The 16,844-nt window shown below is 53.0% G+C and carries 14 protein-coding genes and 1 pseudogene; 7 read left to right on the top strand and 8 right to left on the bottom strand.

Annotation, left to right across the window (positions count from 1 at the left end; all coding sequences use genetic code 11):
* Nucleotide 1: 1 nt before the first annotated feature.
* Nucleotides 2-409, top strand: a complete 408-nt coding sequence (locus HV311_RS03620; RefSeq protein ID WP_191220715.1) for a cytoplasmic protein — start codon at nucleotides 2-4, stop codon at nucleotides 407-409.
* A gap of 71 nt (nucleotides 410-480) precedes the next feature.
* Here the strand turns inward: HV311_RS03620 and exbD are convergent, their stop codons facing one another.
* Both exbD and exbB read right to left on the bottom strand, forming a co-directional pair.
* Nucleotides 481-906, bottom strand: a complete 426-nt coding sequence (gene exbD / locus HV311_RS03615) for a TonB system transport protein ExbD (protein WP_016154501.1) — start codon at nucleotides 904-906, stop codon at nucleotides 481-483.
* 6 nt (nucleotides 907-912) lie between these two features.
* Nucleotides 913-1,647: a tol-pal system-associated acyl-CoA thioesterase gene (exbB, locus tag HV311_RS03610; protein WP_016154502.1), complete on the bottom strand. Its 735-nt coding sequence runs from the start codon at nucleotides 1,645-1,647 to the stop codon at nucleotides 913-915.
* Between the two features lie 250 nt (nucleotides 1,648-1,897).
* Here exbB and metC point away from each other — a divergent pair, with 250 nt between their 5' ends.
* Together metC and yghB are read left to right on the top strand one after the other, a co-directional pair.
* Entirely contained in the window at nucleotides 1,898-3,085 is a 1,188-nt protein-coding gene (metC, locus tag HV311_RS03605; protein ID WP_016157474.1) for a cystathionine beta-lyase, read from the top strand.
* Between the two features lie 131 nt (nucleotides 3,086-3,216).
* Entirely contained in the window at nucleotides 3,217-3,876 is a 660-nt protein-coding gene (gene yghB / locus HV311_RS03600) for a DedA family general envelope maintenance protein YghB (RefSeq protein WP_016154504.1), read from the top strand.
* A gap of 77 nt (nucleotides 3,877-3,953) precedes the next feature.
* Here the strand turns inward: yghB and HV311_RS03595 are convergent, their stop codons facing one another.
* Nucleotides 3,954-4,853 carry an AraC family transcriptional regulator gene (locus HV311_RS03595; protein ID WP_191220714.1) on the bottom strand — a complete coding sequence of 300 codons (900 nt, stop codon included), beginning with the start codon at nucleotides 4,851-4,853 and terminating at the stop codon, nucleotides 3,954-3,956.
* A gap of 194 nt (nucleotides 4,854-5,047) precedes the next feature.
* On the opposite strand from HV311_RS03595, the gene yqhD reads away from it, so the two are divergent.
* The 3 genes and pseudogenes from yqhD to HV311_RS03580 form a co-directional block, all read left to right on the top strand.
* Nucleotides 5,048-6,211: an alcohol dehydrogenase gene (gene yqhD / locus HV311_RS03590; RefSeq protein ID WP_003838168.1), complete on the top strand. Its 1,164-nt coding sequence runs from the start codon at nucleotides 5,048-5,050 to the stop codon at nucleotides 6,209-6,211.
* Between the two features lie 306 nt (nucleotides 6,212-6,517).
* A complete protein-coding gene (gene dkgA, locus HV311_RS03585; protein ID WP_016154506.1) occupies nucleotides 6,518-7,345 on the top strand; it encodes a 2,5-didehydrogluconate reductase DkgA in 828 nt (275 codons plus the stop codon).
* A gap of 91 nt (nucleotides 7,346-7,436) precedes the next feature.
* A pseudogene (locus HV311_RS03580) lies at nucleotides 7,437-7,574 on the top strand (hypothetical protein); the annotation flags it as partial.
* Nucleotides 7,575-7,659: 85 nt separating this feature from the next.
* Here the strand turns inward: HV311_RS03580 and HV311_RS03575 are convergent.
* Entirely contained in the window at nucleotides 7,660-9,831 is a 2,172-nt protein-coding gene (locus HV311_RS03575) for a YgiQ family radical SAM protein (RefSeq protein ID WP_003024532.1), read from the bottom strand.
* Nucleotides 9,832-10,030: 199 nt separating this feature from the next.
* Between HV311_RS03575 and HV311_RS03570 the strand changes: the two genes are divergently transcribed.
* A complete protein-coding gene (locus HV311_RS03570; RefSeq protein WP_016157477.1) occupies nucleotides 10,031-11,506 on the top strand; it encodes a TrkH family potassium uptake protein in 1,476 nt (491 codons plus the stop codon).
* Between the two features lie 16 nt (nucleotides 11,507-11,522).
* On the opposite strand, the gene ftsP is transcribed toward HV311_RS03570, so the two are convergent.
* The 4 genes from ftsP to HV311_RS03550 all read right to left on the bottom strand — a co-directional run bounded on the left by ftsP (nucleotide 11,523) and on the right by HV311_RS03550 (nucleotide 16,712).
* On the bottom strand, nucleotides 11,523-12,935 hold the full coding sequence (gene ftsP / locus HV311_RS03565) for a cell division protein FtsP (protein ID WP_191220713.1): 1,413 nt from the start codon (nucleotides 12,933-12,935) through the stop codon (nucleotides 11,523-11,525).
* A gap of 71 nt (nucleotides 12,936-13,006) precedes the next feature.
* The gene (gene plsC, locus HV311_RS03560) at nucleotides 13,007-13,744 is read right to left on the bottom strand and encodes a 1-acylglycerol-3-phosphate O-acyltransferase (protein WP_016154509.1); all 738 of its coding nucleotides are present in this window, start codon (nucleotides 13,742-13,744) and stop codon (nucleotides 13,007-13,009) included.
* A gap of 195 nt (nucleotides 13,745-13,939) precedes the next feature.
* Nucleotides 13,940-16,198 (bottom strand): DNA topoisomerase IV subunit A, encoded by a 2,259-nt coding sequence (gene parC, locus HV311_RS03555; RefSeq protein ID WP_016157479.1) that lies wholly within the window; start codon nucleotides 16,196-16,198, stop codon nucleotides 13,940-13,942.
* Between the two features lie 118 nt (nucleotides 16,199-16,316).
* Nucleotides 16,317-16,712 carry a YgiW/YdeI family stress tolerance OB fold protein gene (locus HV311_RS03550; protein ID WP_016154511.1) on the bottom strand — a complete coding sequence of 132 codons (396 nt, stop codon included), beginning with the start codon at nucleotides 16,710-16,712 and terminating at the stop codon, nucleotides 16,317-16,319.
* Nucleotides 16,713-16,844: the final 132 nt, after the last annotated feature.

Here is a 16,844-nt window from a genome sequence, read left to right as displayed (position 1 = left end):
AATGAAAGATGTTGAGGATAATAATGTTTATTTGGCTTTAGATGACCATAAAAGCGATGAGTTTGTCTTAAAGCAAAATTTGGCCGTATTGATTGCCAATAAAAATGCGACGTTGGAAAGCGTTGCCCAGGAGATGGTCTCTATTCCCGCCGCGCTGGTGCGGATGAAATGGCAAAATCGTCGCGAAATTTATGCGCTACAGGCTAAAGAAGAGATCTATGGCGCCGCGATTGAAGCCATTATGGAGCAGCAACCAGAACTACGGGACAAAATCATGGCCCGGCTGGAGAGCACATACCAGCATATACTCAAGCGAGAAACAGCCACCTTACGCCTGACGCGTAAACTGTCTGAAAGGAACTACGAACCCACCAGGATAACGGCAGTCGCACTGGATGAGGACAGATAAGGGCGTCTGGGGAGAGCTGAATCAGGAGAGGAAGGCCGGGTAAGGCAACAACCATTACCCGGCAATCAGGATTACTTCGCTTTCACGGTCTCTTCACCGACCAGACCAATCTTCAGGAAACCCGCCTGATGCAGCGTATCCATAACTTTCATCATGGTTTCATAATCGACGGTTTTATCCGCACGGAAGAAAATCGTGGTGTCTTTCTTCCCATCGGTCAGCGTATTTAATTCGCTAATCATGGTGTCATCCGTCACCTGATTGTTGCCAATAAACATACTCTTATCGGCTTTAACAGACAGGTAAACCGGTTTTTCCGGACGCGGCTGCGGCGTGCTGGTGGAAGCCGGGAGATTCACCTTCACATCCACCGTTGCCAACGGTGCGGCCACCATAAAGATGATCAATAAAACCAACATAACATCGATAAACGGCGTCACGTTGATTTCATGCATTTCACCGTTATCGTCCAGGTTTTCATTAAAGCTCATTGCCATGGAACATTATCCTACACGTAATTTCTGCGCTGCACGTACCGGATGGGCAGAAGCGCTAGCGTTCAGGTCCAGATCGCGACTTTGCAGCAACAGCACCTGTGCCGCGACATCGCCCAGCATCGCTTTATAGCTGCCAATCTGACGTGCGAAAATGTTGTAGATAACGACCGCAGGAATTGCCGCGACCAGACCGATCGCCGTCGCTAACAGTGCTTCTGCGATACCCGGCGCAACAACGGCCAGGTTGGTCGTTTGGGTTTGTGCAATCCCGATGAAGCTATTCATGATGCCCCATACGGTACCGAACAGACCCACAAATGGAGAGATAGCCCCGATGGTGGCCAGGTAGCCGTTACCACGTCCCATATGACGACCTACCGCCGCCACACGACGCTCCAGACGGAAGCCGGTACGCTCTTTAATACCTTCGTTGTCGTCGCTGCCTTCTGACAATTCCAGTTCGTTCTGCGCTTCGTAAATCAACTGTGCGCCCAGGCTTTTGCCATCAAATCCTGCAGCAATCTCATTTGCCTGGTCTAAAGAGCGGGCGTCCGCCAGCAGTTGCTGTTCACGCTTAAGGCGGCGTTTCTGAGTAAAGAACTCAAGGCTCTTACTAAAGAAGATAGCCCAGGTGACCACTGATGCCAAAATCAGCCCAATCATCACGCACTTAACCACGATATCGGCGTGCTGATACATACCCCAGACGGAAAGATCCGTCTGCATCAAATTATTACCCACTCTGTATCTCCAGGACGCAAATCACAAAATCTGAGCGTAATGATATCAAAACGACGTCGAATTGATAGTCGTTCTCATTACTATTTACATATTGCCGCACCTTTGGTTTCTTTTCCTTGCGCTTACGCAGTAAAAAAGTCACCAGAAGCATTTTGAGATTATTTTCTACTGTATGACCGTTCTGCAGGATGCGTCATCTTTGATTCATGGTAGTTTAGACATCCAGACGTATAAAAACAGGTAAGACGACATGGCAGATAAGCAACTTGAAACCAAACTCGTTCACGCAGGACGCAGTAAAAAGTACACGCTGGGCGCGGTAAATAGCGTGATCCAGCGCGCTTCTTCGCTAGTGTTTGACACCGTAGAGGCCAAAAAGCAGGCTACGCACAACCGTGCTAACGGTGCGCTTTTCTATGGACGTCGCGGAACCTTGACGCATTTTTCCCTGCAGGAGGCAATGTGTGAACTGGAAGGCGGCGCGGGTTGTGCGTTATTCCCCTGCGGCGCGGCGGCCGTTGCCAACACCATCCTCGCCTTTGTGGAACAAGGGGATCATGTGCTGATGACCAACACCGCCTATGAACCCAGCCAGGATTTCTGCACCAAAATTCTCGGCAAACTCGGCGTGTCCACCGGATGGTTCGATCCGCTGGTTGGTGCCGATATTGTGAAGCACATACAGCCGAACACTAAAGTCGTATTTCTGGAATCTCCCGGCTCTGTCACCATGGAAGTACATGATGTCCCTGCTATTGTTGCCGCCGTCAGAAGCGTCGCGCCGGATGCGATCATCATAATTGATAACACCTGGGCTGCCGGGGTGCTGTTCAAAGCACTGGATTTTGGCATCGACATTTCTATTCAGGCTGGTACCAAATATCTGATTGGCCATTCCGACGCCATGGTCGGCACTGCGGTAGCTAATGCCCGTTGCTGGGATCAACTGCGCGAAAATGCCTATCTGATGGGGCAAATGCTGGACGCCGATACCGCCTATATGACCAGCCGCGGACTGCGTACGCTAAGCGTTCGCCTGCGCCAACATCATGAAAGCAGCTTAAAGGTCGCCGAGTGGCTGGCCAGCCATCCGCAGGTCGCCCGCGTGAACCACCCCGCGCTGCCCGGCAGTAAAGGCCACGAATTCTGGAAGCGTGATTTCACCGGCAGCAGCGGACTGTTCTCATTTGTATTGAATAAGAAACTAAATCATGAAGAGCTGGCCGCGTATCTGGACCACTTCAGCCTGTTCAGCATGGCCTACTCCTGGGGCGGTTTTGAGTCGCTGATTCTCGCTAATCAGCCGGAACACATTGCGGCAATCCGTCCGCAAGGCGAGGTGGACTTCAGCGGAACGCTCATCCGTTTGCATATCGGTTTAGAGAATGTTGACGATCTGATTGCCGATTTGGCCGCAGGATTTGCCCGAATCGAGTAAAATTGCCATAGATGGACATATATGCAGACACTTCTGGTGGAAAAGTCTGCAATTGTTGCGTCCGGGATCAAGGCATCCCGGACAATTCAGGAGTACAATCCACACATAAACGCTGTTCCACAGGAAAGTCCATGGTAGTCATTCAAGATATTGTCTCCGCGCTTTGGCAACACGATTTTGCCGCGTTGGCGGATCCGCATGTTGTGAGCGTGGTGTACTTCGTAATGTTCGCCACACTGTTTTTAGAAAATGGCCTGCTGCCTGCCTCCTTTTTACCCGGAGACAGCCTGTTATTGCTGGCAGGGGCGCTGATCGCTCAGGACGTGATGAGTTTTATACCTACCATAGCTATTCTGACTGCCGCAGCCAGTCTGGGCTGCTGGCTGAGCTACATTCAGGGACGCTGGCTGGGCAACACGCGGACGGTAAAAGGCTGGCTGGCGCAATTACCTGATAAATATCATCAGCGCGCTACCTGCATGTTTGACCAACACGGGCTGATGGCACTGCTGGCTGGGCGTTTCCTGGCATTCGTTCGTACCTTGCTGCCAACAATGGCGGGAATTTCGGGTCTGCCAAACCGTCGGTTCCAGTTTTTTAACTGGCTGAGCGGTCTGCTGTGGGTCACCGTCGTCACCGGCTTTGGCTATGCGCTGAGCATGATCCCGTTCGTCAAACGCCATGAAGATCAGGTGATGACCTTTTTAATGATCCTGCCGATTGCCCTGTTAACCGCGGGTCTGTTGGGTACCCTGTTTGTCGTGATTAAAAAAAAATACTGTAGCGCCTGAGTATTAACCGTAGGCCGGGGTTCCCCCGGCATTTTCGCCTGATGACGTTTCGCTTATCAGGCCAGCGCTGAGCAAGTTTAACTCCCCTGCATCATTCGAATTCTGGCTGCATCCTCCCCCGGCGTTACGCCAAAGAAACGTTTGAATTCCCGACTGAATTGCGATGCGCTCTCATAGCCGACGCGCATGGCAGCCGCACTGGCCTTCATCCCGTCGTGGATCATCATCATCCGTGCTTTATGCAGACGATAGCTCTTCAGGTATTGCAGCGGCGACGTGCTGGTCACCGCTTTAAAATTATGATGAAACGCCGACACGCTCATGTTCGCTTCTGCCGCCAGCTGTTCGACATTGAGATTTTCGGTGTATTTGGTTTCAATGCGCTTTAGCACACGGCTTATCAAACTGAAATGTGTCTGGCGGCTAACCAGCGCCAGTAATGCGCCGCCGCGCGGCCCGGTCAGCACATGGTAGAGGATCTCGCGAATAATCTGTTTCCCCAGAATACGCGCATCCAGCGGTCGCTCCATCACATCCAGCAGGCGCTCAGCGGCGCAAAGAATTTCGTCAGAAAGCGTCGCGGAGTTGATCCCGCTGGCCGCCATGGCGGGCTGGAACAGCTCATCTTCCCCAATGTCCATCAACAGCTCCTGCAATTGCAGAATATCGACATTCAGGTAGATACCGGCCAGGGGAACCTCCGGCGTTGCATACGTTTCACATTCAAAGGGTAACGGTACGGTTAGCAACAGGTATTCGTTGGCGTCATAACGAAATACACGTTCATTGATATAACCAATTTTATGTCCCGAAAAGAGAAATATGATTCCTGGCTGATACATTACCGGTGTACGCGCTGCCGGCTCAGTGCCGTGCAGCAGGCGGACATCTGGCAGCAGTTCGCTGAGTTTATTTTCATTGTTTTTCAGCTGCTTAATTTTATCTGCCAGCAGGAGGCAGATCTCATCACGGTTCATAGAGCACCATTTCATCATCGGTTTGCAACCCTGACATAATGCGCAGATTTATCCGTTTTCTCCAGCAGTCTGTAGAAATGGGCAAGACATCGGCAGAAATGAGCATTGAGAGCAGCGCGGCTGACGCCCACAATGTTCATCATCCGGCAGACACTCTCCTGCCCTCTTTTTTTACCCACATAAGGGAACGAGCAATGAACAACTTTAATCTCCATACCCCAACCCGCATTCTGTTTGGTAAAGGTGCGATTGCTGAGCTGCGCGATCAAATCCCTCAGGATGCTCGCGTATTGGTTACCTATGGCGGCGGTAGCGTGAAAAAAACCGGTGTCCTGGCACAGGTTCAGGATGCGCTGAAAGGCCTGGACGTGCTGGAGTTTGGCGGTATTGAGCCGAACCCGTCTTATGAAACGCTGATGAACGCGGTAAAAATCGTGCGTGATGAGAAAGTGACGTTCCTGCTGGCGGTAGGCGGCGGTTCGGTGCTGGATGGCACCAAATTCATCGCGGCTGCGGCACAATACGCTGACGGCATCGATCCATGGCGTATTCTGGAAACCCACGGCAACGACGTAACAAGCGCTATCCCGATGGGCTCCGTATTAACCCTGCCAGCAACCGGCTCTGAATCTAACTCCGGCGCGGTCATTTCGCGTAAAACCACCGGCGATAAGCTGGCCTTTATGACCCCATTTGTGCAGCCGGTATTTGCCGTGCTGGATCCGGTTTACACCTATACCCTGCCGCCGCGTCAGGTTGCGAACGGCGTCGTAGATGCCTTCGTACATACCGTTGAGCAGTATGTGACTTATCCGGTTGACGGGAAAATTCAGGATCGCTTTGCTGAAGGTATTCTGCTTACGCTGGTAGAAGAAGGCCCGAAAGCATTGCAGGAGCCGGAAAATTACAACGTGCGTGCGAACGTTATGTGGGCGGCAACCCAGGCGCTGAACGGTCTGATTGGCGCAGGCGTACCACAAGACTGGGCAACGCATATGCTGGGCCACGAACTGACCGCAATGCACGGTCTGGATCATGCTCAAACATTGGCGATCGTTCTGCCAGCGCTGTGGAATGAAAAACGCGATACCAAACGTGCCAAACTGCTGCAATACGCAGAGCGTATCTGGAATATCACCGAAGGTTCCGATGACCAACGCATCGACGCCGCTATTGCCGCAACCCGCGCTTTCTTCGAACAAATGGGCGTACCGACTCGTCTGTCTGACTACGGCCTGGACGGTAGCTCCATCCCGGCGCTACTGGAAAAACTGCAAGCGCACGGCGGTACGAAACTGGGCGAACATCAGGACATTACGCTCGAGGTCAGCCGTCGGATTTACGAAGCTGCCCGCTAAGTTTTTTTCACCTCCGCCTTTCATTTTTGGGTATTTATATTCTAAATAATTCGAGTTGCATAAAGGCGGCAAAGGAGATAATCCCCAGGAGCTTACATAAGTCAGTGACTGGGGGTGAAACGACAAACCTGCCGGGAGCAGATTTGAATGCTGCTTGCAGCGGCCCTGAAAGGGCGAGGCCCATGCATGGGTCGAGTAATAAAGCCAACGCATATGCAGCTTGAAGTATGACGAGGATAGGCCAGACTTAAGTCACACCTAACTTACCGGGGCTTGCCTCGGTAAACTCAATTCAGGGGAGGAATTATGACCGGTCCAACCATTATTAAACTACAGGATGGTAACGTCATGCCGCAACTGGGCCTGGGGGTCTGGAAGGCAAGTAATGAAGAGGTCATCACCGCCATTCATAAAGCGCTGGAAGTGGGGTATCGCTCAATTGATACCGCTGCGGCGTACAAAAACGAAGAAGGTGTCGGCAAAGCAATACGCGATGCGGGCGTACCGCGGGAAGAGTTATTCATCACCACCAAGCTGTGGAATGATGACCAGAAACGCCCTCGGGAAGCCTTGCTCGAAAGCATGGAGAAACTCCAGCTTGATTACCTCGATCTTTATCTGATGCACTGGCCGGTTCCGGCGATCGACCACTACGTTGAAGCGTGGGAAAGCATGATCGATCTGCAAAAAGAAGGGCTGATTAAGAGCATCGGCGTGTGTAACTTTCAGATCAATCATCTCCAGCGACTGATGGATGAAACCGGCGTACCACCGGTGATTAACCAGATAGAACTTCATCCGCTTATGCAACAGCGCCAACTGCACGCCTGGAACGCAACGCATAAAATCCAGACCGAATCCTGGAGCCCACTGGCGCAGGGCGGCAAAGACGTCTTTGATCAAAAGATCATTCGCGATCTCGCAGAGAAATATGGCAAATCACCGGCGCAGATTGTCATCCGCTGGCATCTGGATAGCGGCCTGGTAGTTATTCCGAAATCAGTCACCCCTGCGCGTATCGCAGAAAACTTTAACGTCTGGGACTTCCGCCTGGATAAAGATGAATTAGGCGAAATCGCAAAGCTCGATCAGGGCAAACGTCTGGGACCAGACCCGGACCAGTTCGGCGGTTAACCCCTTCTCTCCTGCCCGACCTCTCGTCGGGCCTTTACTGATTTGAATTTCGACGTAGACCACGTGCACAGCTAATTGAGTCCCATGCGTTCTGCCCCACTGGAAGCCGATTGAATCGCAGCAGAACCAATTTTTCGAGCAGTATGAAGGATATCTGTCGTCACGCGATCGTGAACGGGCGGATGATGCAAAACTGGCCGCATTAGCGGCCAGAATTCGTGAGGCATAATTACTGAGCACTTCTGCCAGATGGCACCTTATCCGGCCGACGGTCTTTCAGGCCCGGTAAACATTTCACTCCCGGGCAAGACAGATTAGCGCCCTGCTACTTTCCCACGTTTTTTGTTCGCGGCGGGCGTCTGGCGCTGATGCGCCACAGGCGTGTGCTTGGTCAACGCCGGACGAGTATGACGGTTCTGGCGACGCGCTTCGCGCATCTCTTCCAGCGTAGGCGCCGGAACCAGACATTCGCGACGACCACCGATCAGATGCTTTTTCCCCATATCTTCCAGCGCCTGGCGGATTAACGGCCAGTTGGCTGGGTCGTGGTAACGCAGCAGCGCTTTATGCAGACGACGCTGTTTATCACCTTTCGGCACCACCACGTCTTCACTCTTGTAACCAATTTTACCCAGCGGGTTTTTCCCGGTGTAATACATGGTTGTGGAGTTCGCCAATGGTGATGGATAGAAGTTCTGCACCTGATCCAGACGGAAACGACGTTGCTTCAGCCACAGCGCCAGATTCACCATATCCTCGTCACGCGTCCCAGGATGCGCAGAAATAAAGTACGGGATCAGGTACTGCTCTTTACCGGCCTGTTTAGAGTAAGTGTCAAACAATTCCTTAAAGCGATCGTAGCTGCCCATCCCCGGCTTCATCATCTTCGACAGCGGGCCTTCTTCAGTATGCTCTGGCGCAATCTTCAGATAGCCGCCCACGTGGTGGGTCGCCAGCTCTTTGATATAGCGCGGATCTTCAACCGCGATGTCATAGCGCACACCTGAAGCGATAAGGATCTTTTTAATGCCTTTCAAATCACGCGCACGGCGATAGAGGTTAATCGTCGGCTCGTGGTTGGTATCCATATGCGGACAGATATCCGGGTAGACGCATGACAAACGACGGCAGGTTTGCTCCGCACGCGGTGACTTACAGCGCAGCATATACATGTTCGCCGTTGGGCCGCCGAGATCGGAAATCACGCCGGTAAAGCCCGGAACGGTGTCGCGAATAGCTTCGATTTCATTGATGATCGAGTCTTCAGAGCGGCTCTGGATAATGCGGCCTTCGTGCTCGGTGATCGAACAGAACGAGCAGCCGCCAAAACAGCCACGCATAATGTTGATCGAGAAACGGATCATCTCGTAGGCCGGAATGCGGCTGTCGCCATACGCCGGATGCGGCACGCGCTTGTACGGCAGCGCAAAGACGCTGTCCATTTCTTCGGTAGAGAGCGGAATGGCTGGCGGGTTGATCCAGATGTAGCGATCGCCATGCTTTTGCATCAGCGCACGCGCACAGCCTGGGTTGGTTTCGTGGTGCAGGATGCGCGACGCATGTGCATACAGCACTTTATCGCCCTTCACTTTTTCGAAGGACGGCAGCAGCACGTAGGTTTTTTCCCACGGTTTCGGGCGCGGCGGCTGTACGGTTACCGCTTTCGCTTCCTGCTTTTTCGGTGCGACAGGTTTGTTGTCGGCACACGGCAAATCCTCGCCGTACGGATGCGGGATCGGGTCAATTTTGCCCGGCGTGTCGAGACGCGTGGAATCCACCCCACTCCAGCCCGGCAGCGCTTCTTTAACCATAATCGCGGTGTTACGCACGTCGCGGATCTGATCGATAGTTTCACCCATCGCCAGACGATGCGCCACTTCCACCAGCGGACGTTCGCCGTTACCGAACATCAGCATGTCGGCTTTTGAATCCACCAGCACGGAGCGACGAACGGTATCAGACCAGTAGTCGTAGTGCGCGGTACGGCGCAGGCTGGCCTCAATACCGCCGAGAATAACCGGCACATCTTTCCATGCTTCCTTACAGCGCTGGGTATAGACCAGCGTCGCGCGGTCCGGGCGTTTGCCCGCCACGTTGTCTGGCGTATAAGCATCGTCATGGCGCAGTCGGCGATCGGCGGTATAACGGTTGATCATCGAATCCATGTTGCCTGCGGTTACACCAAAGAACAGGTTCGGTTTACCCAAACGCATAAAATCGTCTTTGTTGTTCCACTCCGGCTGGGCGATAATCCCAACACGAAAGCCCTGCGCTTCCAGCATACGGCCGCAAATTGCCATGCCAAAGCTGGGATGATCGACGTATGCATCGCCGGTAACCAGAATGATGTCGCAGCTATCCCAGCCAAGTTGGTCCATTTCGTCGCGTGACATCGGCAAAAATGGTGCCGGGCCAAAACAGGCAGCCCAGTACTGCGGCCAGGAGAAAAGGTCTCTGTCCGGCTGGATCAGGGATATTGCGCTCATAGTGCTTCCAAAAATGGTAAAAAAATAATCAAAGGCCGGGGATTATACGCTGTATGTCGGCAAGAAATGAAGTGGAGTCTGAGTCAGACAAGTAGAAAGTGATTTAAATTGTTAAATTTTACGACGCCCATTTTTATCATTCATAATTAACACCATGCCGGCCAGCTGAGATAACTCTTTTTCGGCGGGGGATTTTTCATTGCGACTCAACGATTCACTGCATATTTCCCAGTTACGGGTAGTTGTTCACCTGTGCGGATTTCTGGTTCTTCTCTACAGCTTCTCCATGCTGCCGCCGATGACCATTGCTCTGTTAAATAAAGAGCGGAGCTTTTTCGCCTTTTTCAGCACATTTATGACGTTCTTTACCCTCGGCGGTGGAGCGTGGCTGGCAACCAAACATGCAGGAATTCAACTACGAACCCGGGATGGCTTCGTCATTATCGTCCTGTTCTGGCTGCTGTTTTCGTTTATCAGCGCCATGCCGATGTGGATGGACGATGGCTTAAATCTCTCCTTTGCCGATGCCCTGTTCGAAGGGGTTTCCGGGATAACCACCACTGGCGCTACGGTGATTGACGACGTCAGCGCCTTGCCGAAATCGTATCTGTACTATCGGGCTCAGCTCAATTTTATTGGCGGCCTGGGGGTTATTGTCCTTGCCGTGGCGGTATTACCCCTGCTGGGTATTGGTGGTATGAAGCTGTATCAGTCTGAAATGCCAGGTCCCTTTAAAGAAGAACGCCTCACGCCAAGGCTTGCTGATACCGCACGTACGCTGTGGCTGACCTACGTCATTCTCGGCCTTATTTGTACTCTGGCCTACTGGGTTGCCGGGATGTCGTTTTTCGATGCCTTATGCCACGGGCTGTCGACGGTCTCTCTCGGCGGATTTTCCACCCGTAGCGAGAGCATCGGGTTTTATAACAGCCACGCTATTGAGTTAGTCGCCGGACTGTTTTCACTGCTGTCTGCGTTTAACTTCACCCTCTGGTACGTAGCTATTGTGAAACGTACCTTTAAGCCCTTTCGTCGTAATGCCGAGCTGCGTTTCTTTCTGCTTATTGCGCTGGTTGTCACCTTGATCGCCACCTGGCAGGTCTGGCGGGCGGGTATGTACGGGATAACGGACAGCCTGGTGCATGCCTTTTTTCTGGCCAGTTCGATGCTGACAGATAATGGCCTGTCGACGGCGGATTATGCGCAGTGGCCTTCGCACACGATCTTCATGCTGCTCAGCGCCAGTTTCTTCGGCGGTTGTGTCGGCTCGACCTGCGGGGGGATTAAGGTGCTGCGTTTTTTGATTATGTTCAAGCAATGCCGTCAGGAGTTACACCAGCTCGCGCATCCTCGCGCCCTGCTGAATATCAAAGTGGGCAATAACGTAGTAAGCGACCGAGTAGTGCGTTCGGTATGGAGCTTTTTCTTTCTCTACGTTTTATTTACCAGCTTTTTTATCTGGGCGCTCAATCTGATGGGCTACGATCTCTTCTCCTCATTCGCCACCGTTGCCGCCTGCATCAATAACATGGGGCTGGGATTTGGCATCACCGCAACGACGTTTGGCACCTTAAACGAGGAGGCAAAACTTCTGATGTGCGCGGCCATGATCATGGGGCGTCTGGAGATTTACCCCATTCTGATCCTGTTCTCGCGCATGTTCTGGCGGGCGTAACGGAAACTCCGGCGCATTACGGCGCCGGGTTCACCAATATCTGTCCGATCGAACCACGATCCGCCATTTCCAGCGTCTGACTGTTAAAGTAGAACGGGAAATGAGCCCAAGAAGGTTGTCCGTAGTAGACCAGTAATTCAACCTGGCCGTCGACCCAGACGGTATCTTTCCAGCCCCGGTCTTCCGGGAACGGCATTGCGCCATTCACATTACGGATCAGGAACGAGACGCCTTCGATATGGAAAGACTGAGGCATATCCGCTCGTACCGTCCAGCGCTCCCAGGAGCCCTGCTGAGCGGTAATATCCATGCGGTTGACGTCCCACAGCTGACCGTTGATGCCGGGATCGTCATCCAGACTGATATCACGGCTGCGAATCGGTGAACCACTGAGGATTTCCGTTGGCAGCAGGCGCATTGGCAGACTGTCGGTCACCAGCGGCAGGAGACCGGTCGGGCGCAGCGTCAATACCAGCGTGGAGATGAGAATACTGGAAGGCTCAAAGAATCCGCGGATCCTGTCGACAATGCTGGCCGCCTCACCACAGGTGATAGAGACCTCATTTCCGTTAGTCATATCCACCAGGATCTCACGGCGCTCGCCAGGCGCCAGCGAGAGCTGCTTCACCGAAACGGGCGCAGGTAAAAAGCCCTGATCGCTGGAAATCACATGCAGCGCGCGGCCATCGCTCATTTGCAACTGGTAACGACGCGAGTTTGAAGCGTTCAGCAAACGCAAACGCACCCAGCCGCGAGAGACTTCGACATACGGGCTTTGCGCCCCGTTGACCAGCAGCGTATCACCGACAAAACCACCGCTGCCGGGTTCGCTGTACTCCGGCGTACCAAAGTTGTCCAGACGCTTGTCCTGGATAATGATCGGAAAATCATCCACGCCGTAGTGGTTGGGAATAGACAGTGATTTACTCACTTCATCTTCAATCAGCCACATTCCGGCAAGACCGTTATAAACCTGCTGGGCAGTACGATTTGGCGTATTGGCGTGATACCACAGCGTAGCGGCATTCTGACGAATCGGCAGCACTGGTGCCCAGTCTGCATTAGGGGACATCATGCGCGCCGGGCCGCCCATCAGCGGGCCTGGCACCTGTAATCCAGCGACAGTCATCGAGACATTTTCAGTCAGACGGTTGCTGTAGATAAGCTTGACGTCATCCCCTTTCCAGACGCGGATCGTCGGTCCCAGGTAGCGACCGTTAATCCCCCAGACAGGTGCGCGCGTGCCTTGCGTGAAGGACCAGTGGGCGCGTTGCAGCGTCATAAATAACGGCTGCCCCCGACGGGACTCCAGCAGCGGAGGTATGGGTAACGGTTGTTGCTGACCGGCAGCATTAGCCTTCAGCGGAACAGCACCTGCACACAGTGCGATCCCCGATGCCTGAATGAACTGACGCCGACTGAATGACATATAAACTCCATGAAAAACTGGCGATTAACACGCAGGAAATCTTTTCCTGTAACAAACCCGAATTGCGCGGATTAAACCTTACCGGCGGCTTCCCGCTCAGCAACTTCTTTATCGAGTTCTGCGATTTTTTGTTCCATCAGCGTACGGCAATGCGCTGCCAGTTCACGAACCTGATCTTTCCCAAAGTGGCTAATATCTACCGGCGGCAACATCTCTACAATCGCCAGACCATTATTGAGTCGGTTGAGTTTTATCTTATTCGAGGTGGTTGAAACGCACACCGGAATAACCGGGACACCCGCCGCAATCGCCGCATGAAACGCGCCGGTTTTAAACGGCAGCAGACCGCGACCACGGCTGCGCGTTCCTTCCGGGAACATCCAGATAGAAATACGACGTTTTTTGAAATGATTCACCACCGCCGCAATGGTGCTGTGCGCTTTGGTACGGTTGTTTCTGTCAATCAGCAGGTTGCCGGTTAACCAGTACAGCAGCCCGAAGAATGGGATCCACAACAGGCTTTTTTTGCCTACTGTCACCGTCGGCGGCTGAACGATATTCGCAGCGGTAACCATGTCATAGTTGTTCTGATGATTACAAATATAGATAGCATTACCATAGTTCTGCGCGTCTGCCGGCATGCGGCACTCAACCTTCAGGCCATAAAGGGGAGCCAGGCGGCCAAACATATGACCGAACGTTGCGACGTGTTTTGGATTTCGTGGGCTGAACAGACAGTATATGCAACCGAAAATACAGACCAGAACGCAGTAAATAACAGTAATGATTAAACGAAAAATATATAGCATAACAACCTCTGAGGCCTAAGAGCCTGGCATTTTACGTCACCTGATTCATCACGCAGTATCAGGTTAGGGCTTTGTTAAGGGCGGCTCTCTGGAAAAGCGTATTGTTAATCGCAACGCACGAATAAACAACGGTTTCACGGGAATTTTTAACGTTGGCTCTCCCCGGGCTAAAACAGGGAGAGCCGGACGGTAGCGTTATTCTTCGCTGTCGCCGTGACTGGCGCGTCGAGGCGAGTCAATGTCAATGCGATCGATACGCTGCAGACCACGCATTAGCGTACCGCGACGGCCACGCTCGCCGGTCACTTTCTGCAACTCTTCAGGACGCAGTTTAATTTTGCGCTTACCGACGTGGATAGTCAGCGTGCTTTGTGGCGGCAGCACGTAGAGCTGCGCCAGGCCATCTTCACCTTTCGCCGCTTCCGCTGAAGGGATATTGATAATCTTGTTCCCTTTGCCTTTTGACAATTGCGGCAAATCGCTTACCGGGAACATCAACATGCGACCGGCCTGGGTGATTGCCAGCAGCATATCGGTTTCATCTTCAATCACAACCGGCGGCATAACGCGCGAATTTTCTGGCAGCGTAATCAATGCCTTACCAGCACGGTTACGAGCTACCAGGTCGTTGAAGGTGCAGACAAAACCGTAACCCGCATCGGATGCCATCAGCAGTTTCTGATCGTCGCCTTCCATCAGCATGTGCTCAACCGTCGCGCCCGGCGGCAGCGTGAGCTTCCCGGTCAGCGGTTCACCCTGCCCACGCGCCGACGGCAGCGTAATCGGGTCGATGGCGTAGCTGCGTCCGGTCGAGTCCACGAACACCACTGGCTGGTTGCTCTTACCCTTCACCGCAGACTTAAAGCTGTCGCCCGCTTTATAGCTTAATCCCGGCGCATCAATGTCGTGGCCTTTCGCGCTACGCACCCAACCACTCTGAGACAGCACAATGGTCACTGGCTCTGACGGCAGCATGTCGTGCTCGCTCATCGCCTTCGCTTCTTCACGTTCCTGCAGCGGAGAGCGGCGTTCGTCGCCATAGGCCTCGGCATCAGCCTGCAGCTCTTTCTTCAGCAGGTTGCTCATTTTACGCTCGGAAGCCAGAATGCCTTGCAGCTGATCGCGCTCTTTCGCCAGCTCATCCTGCTCGCCGCGGATTTTCATCTCTTCGAGTTTGGCAAGGTGGCGCAATTTCAGCTCAAGTATGGCTTCAGCCTGGGTTTCAGAAATGCCAAACCGCGACATCAGCTCGGGCTTAGGTTCATCCTCATGACGAATAATTTCGATTACTTCGTCAATGTTGAGGAACGCCACCAGCAAACCTTCAAGGATATGCAGGCGTTTAAGCACTTTTTCCAGACGATAGTTCAGGCGACGACGTACGGTATCGCGGCGAAACGCCAGCCATTCGGTGAGGATCTCCAGCAGATTTTTCACCGCCGGACGACCATCAAGACCGATCATATTCAGATTGATGCGGTAGCTTTTTTCCAGATCGGTGGTGGCAAACAGGTGGTTCATCACCTGCTCCATATCCACACGATTGGAGCGCGGGACAATCACCAGACGGGTCGGGTTTTCGTGATCCGATTCGTCGCGCAGGTCGTCTACCATCGGCAGCTTTTTATTGCGCATTTGAGCGGCGATCTGCTCCAGCACTTTTGCTCCGGAAACCTGATGCGGCAGTGCGGAAATCACCACCGCGCCGTCTTCTTTCGTCCATACCGCGCGCATACGTACGGAGCCGCGTCCGTTTTCGTAAATCTTACGAATCTCCGCCCGCGAGGTAATGATCTCCGCTTCGGTCGGGTAATCCGGCCCCTGCACGATGTCCAGCAACTGATCCAGCGTCGTTTTCGGCTGCTCAATCAGGGTAATCGCCGCTTTCGCCACTTCACGCAGGTTGTGTGGCGGAATGTCCGTCGCCATACCAACGGCAATACCGGTCGTGCCGTTCAACAGAATATTTGGCAGACGCGCAGGCAGCATCTTCGGCTCCTGCATGGTGCCGTCGAAGTTTGGCACCCAGTCCGACGTTCCCTGGCCAAGTTCACCCAGCAGAACTTCCGCATATTTAGACAGGCGGGATTCGGTATAACGCATCGCCGCGAAAGATTTCGGATCGTCCGGCGCCCCCCAGTTCCCCTGCCCGTCGACCAGCGGATAGCGGTAAGAGAACGGCTGCGCCATCAGCACCATCGCTTCATAACAAGCGCTGTCGCCGTGTGGGTGGTATTTACCCAGTACGTCACCGACGGTACGGGCGGATTTTTTAAATTTGGCGCTGGCATTCAGCCCTAGTTCGGACATCGCGTACACGATGCGACGCTGAACGGGTTTCAAACCATCGCCAATAAACGGCAACGCCCTGTCCATGATGACGTACATGGAGTAGTTCAGATAGGCGGTTTCCGTGAATTCATGCAGCGCCAGGCGCTCTGCCATATCGCTCATTAATCGTGGTTCCTCAACTTTGTACCCCTCTATTGAAGGGCAATATTGCCGCAGATACTACCCTATCTGGCGTGTTGAGTCACAAAGAAAAGGGCCACGAGTGCGGCCCTGATGGGGATTATTTGGCAACTTTGGTAATCTGTTTCACGTCGATTTCAACGGAGTTCCAGTCTTTATCCACTTCACCCTGGATTTCAACCACATCCTGCGGTGTGACGGTTACGCCGTTCCAGCGCTTGTGGTCGATATCCACATTCACCGTGCCGGTCGCATCTTTAAACACATACAGGTCGTCGGAAATACGCTCAACAATGTTCCCGCGCAGGGTAACCCAAGTGTCATCACGCAGTGATTTGGCGCTTTCTACCGTCGCGCTGCTACCATTCGGGCCGACAAATCCGCCATTTTGGCTTTGCGTGGTGGTTGTCGGTCCAGAGAAACCGCCCTGCTGCGCTGCCAGAACAGGTGCGGAACACAGTGCCATTACAGCAACCATTGCAGCTAATTTTTTCATCGTCATGTCTCCCTTTCATTTTGGTTTACGACTATTAAATAAGTTAATCCTTAACAAGTTCTTAAGGCAAAAAAAGATACTTTTTTTGCTGTACAGAGGCTGTAGTCACAAGGTTTACTGACGCTAATGAGA

Source organism: Citrobacter sp. RHBSTW-00881 (genome assembly GCF_013728515.1).
GTDB classification, from domain to species: Bacteria; Pseudomonadota; Gammaproteobacteria; order Enterobacterales; family Enterobacteriaceae; genus Citrobacter; species Citrobacter braakii.
The sequence above is the reverse complement of the archived record's forward strand: the minus strand, read 5'-3'. Positions and strand labels throughout refer to the sequence as shown.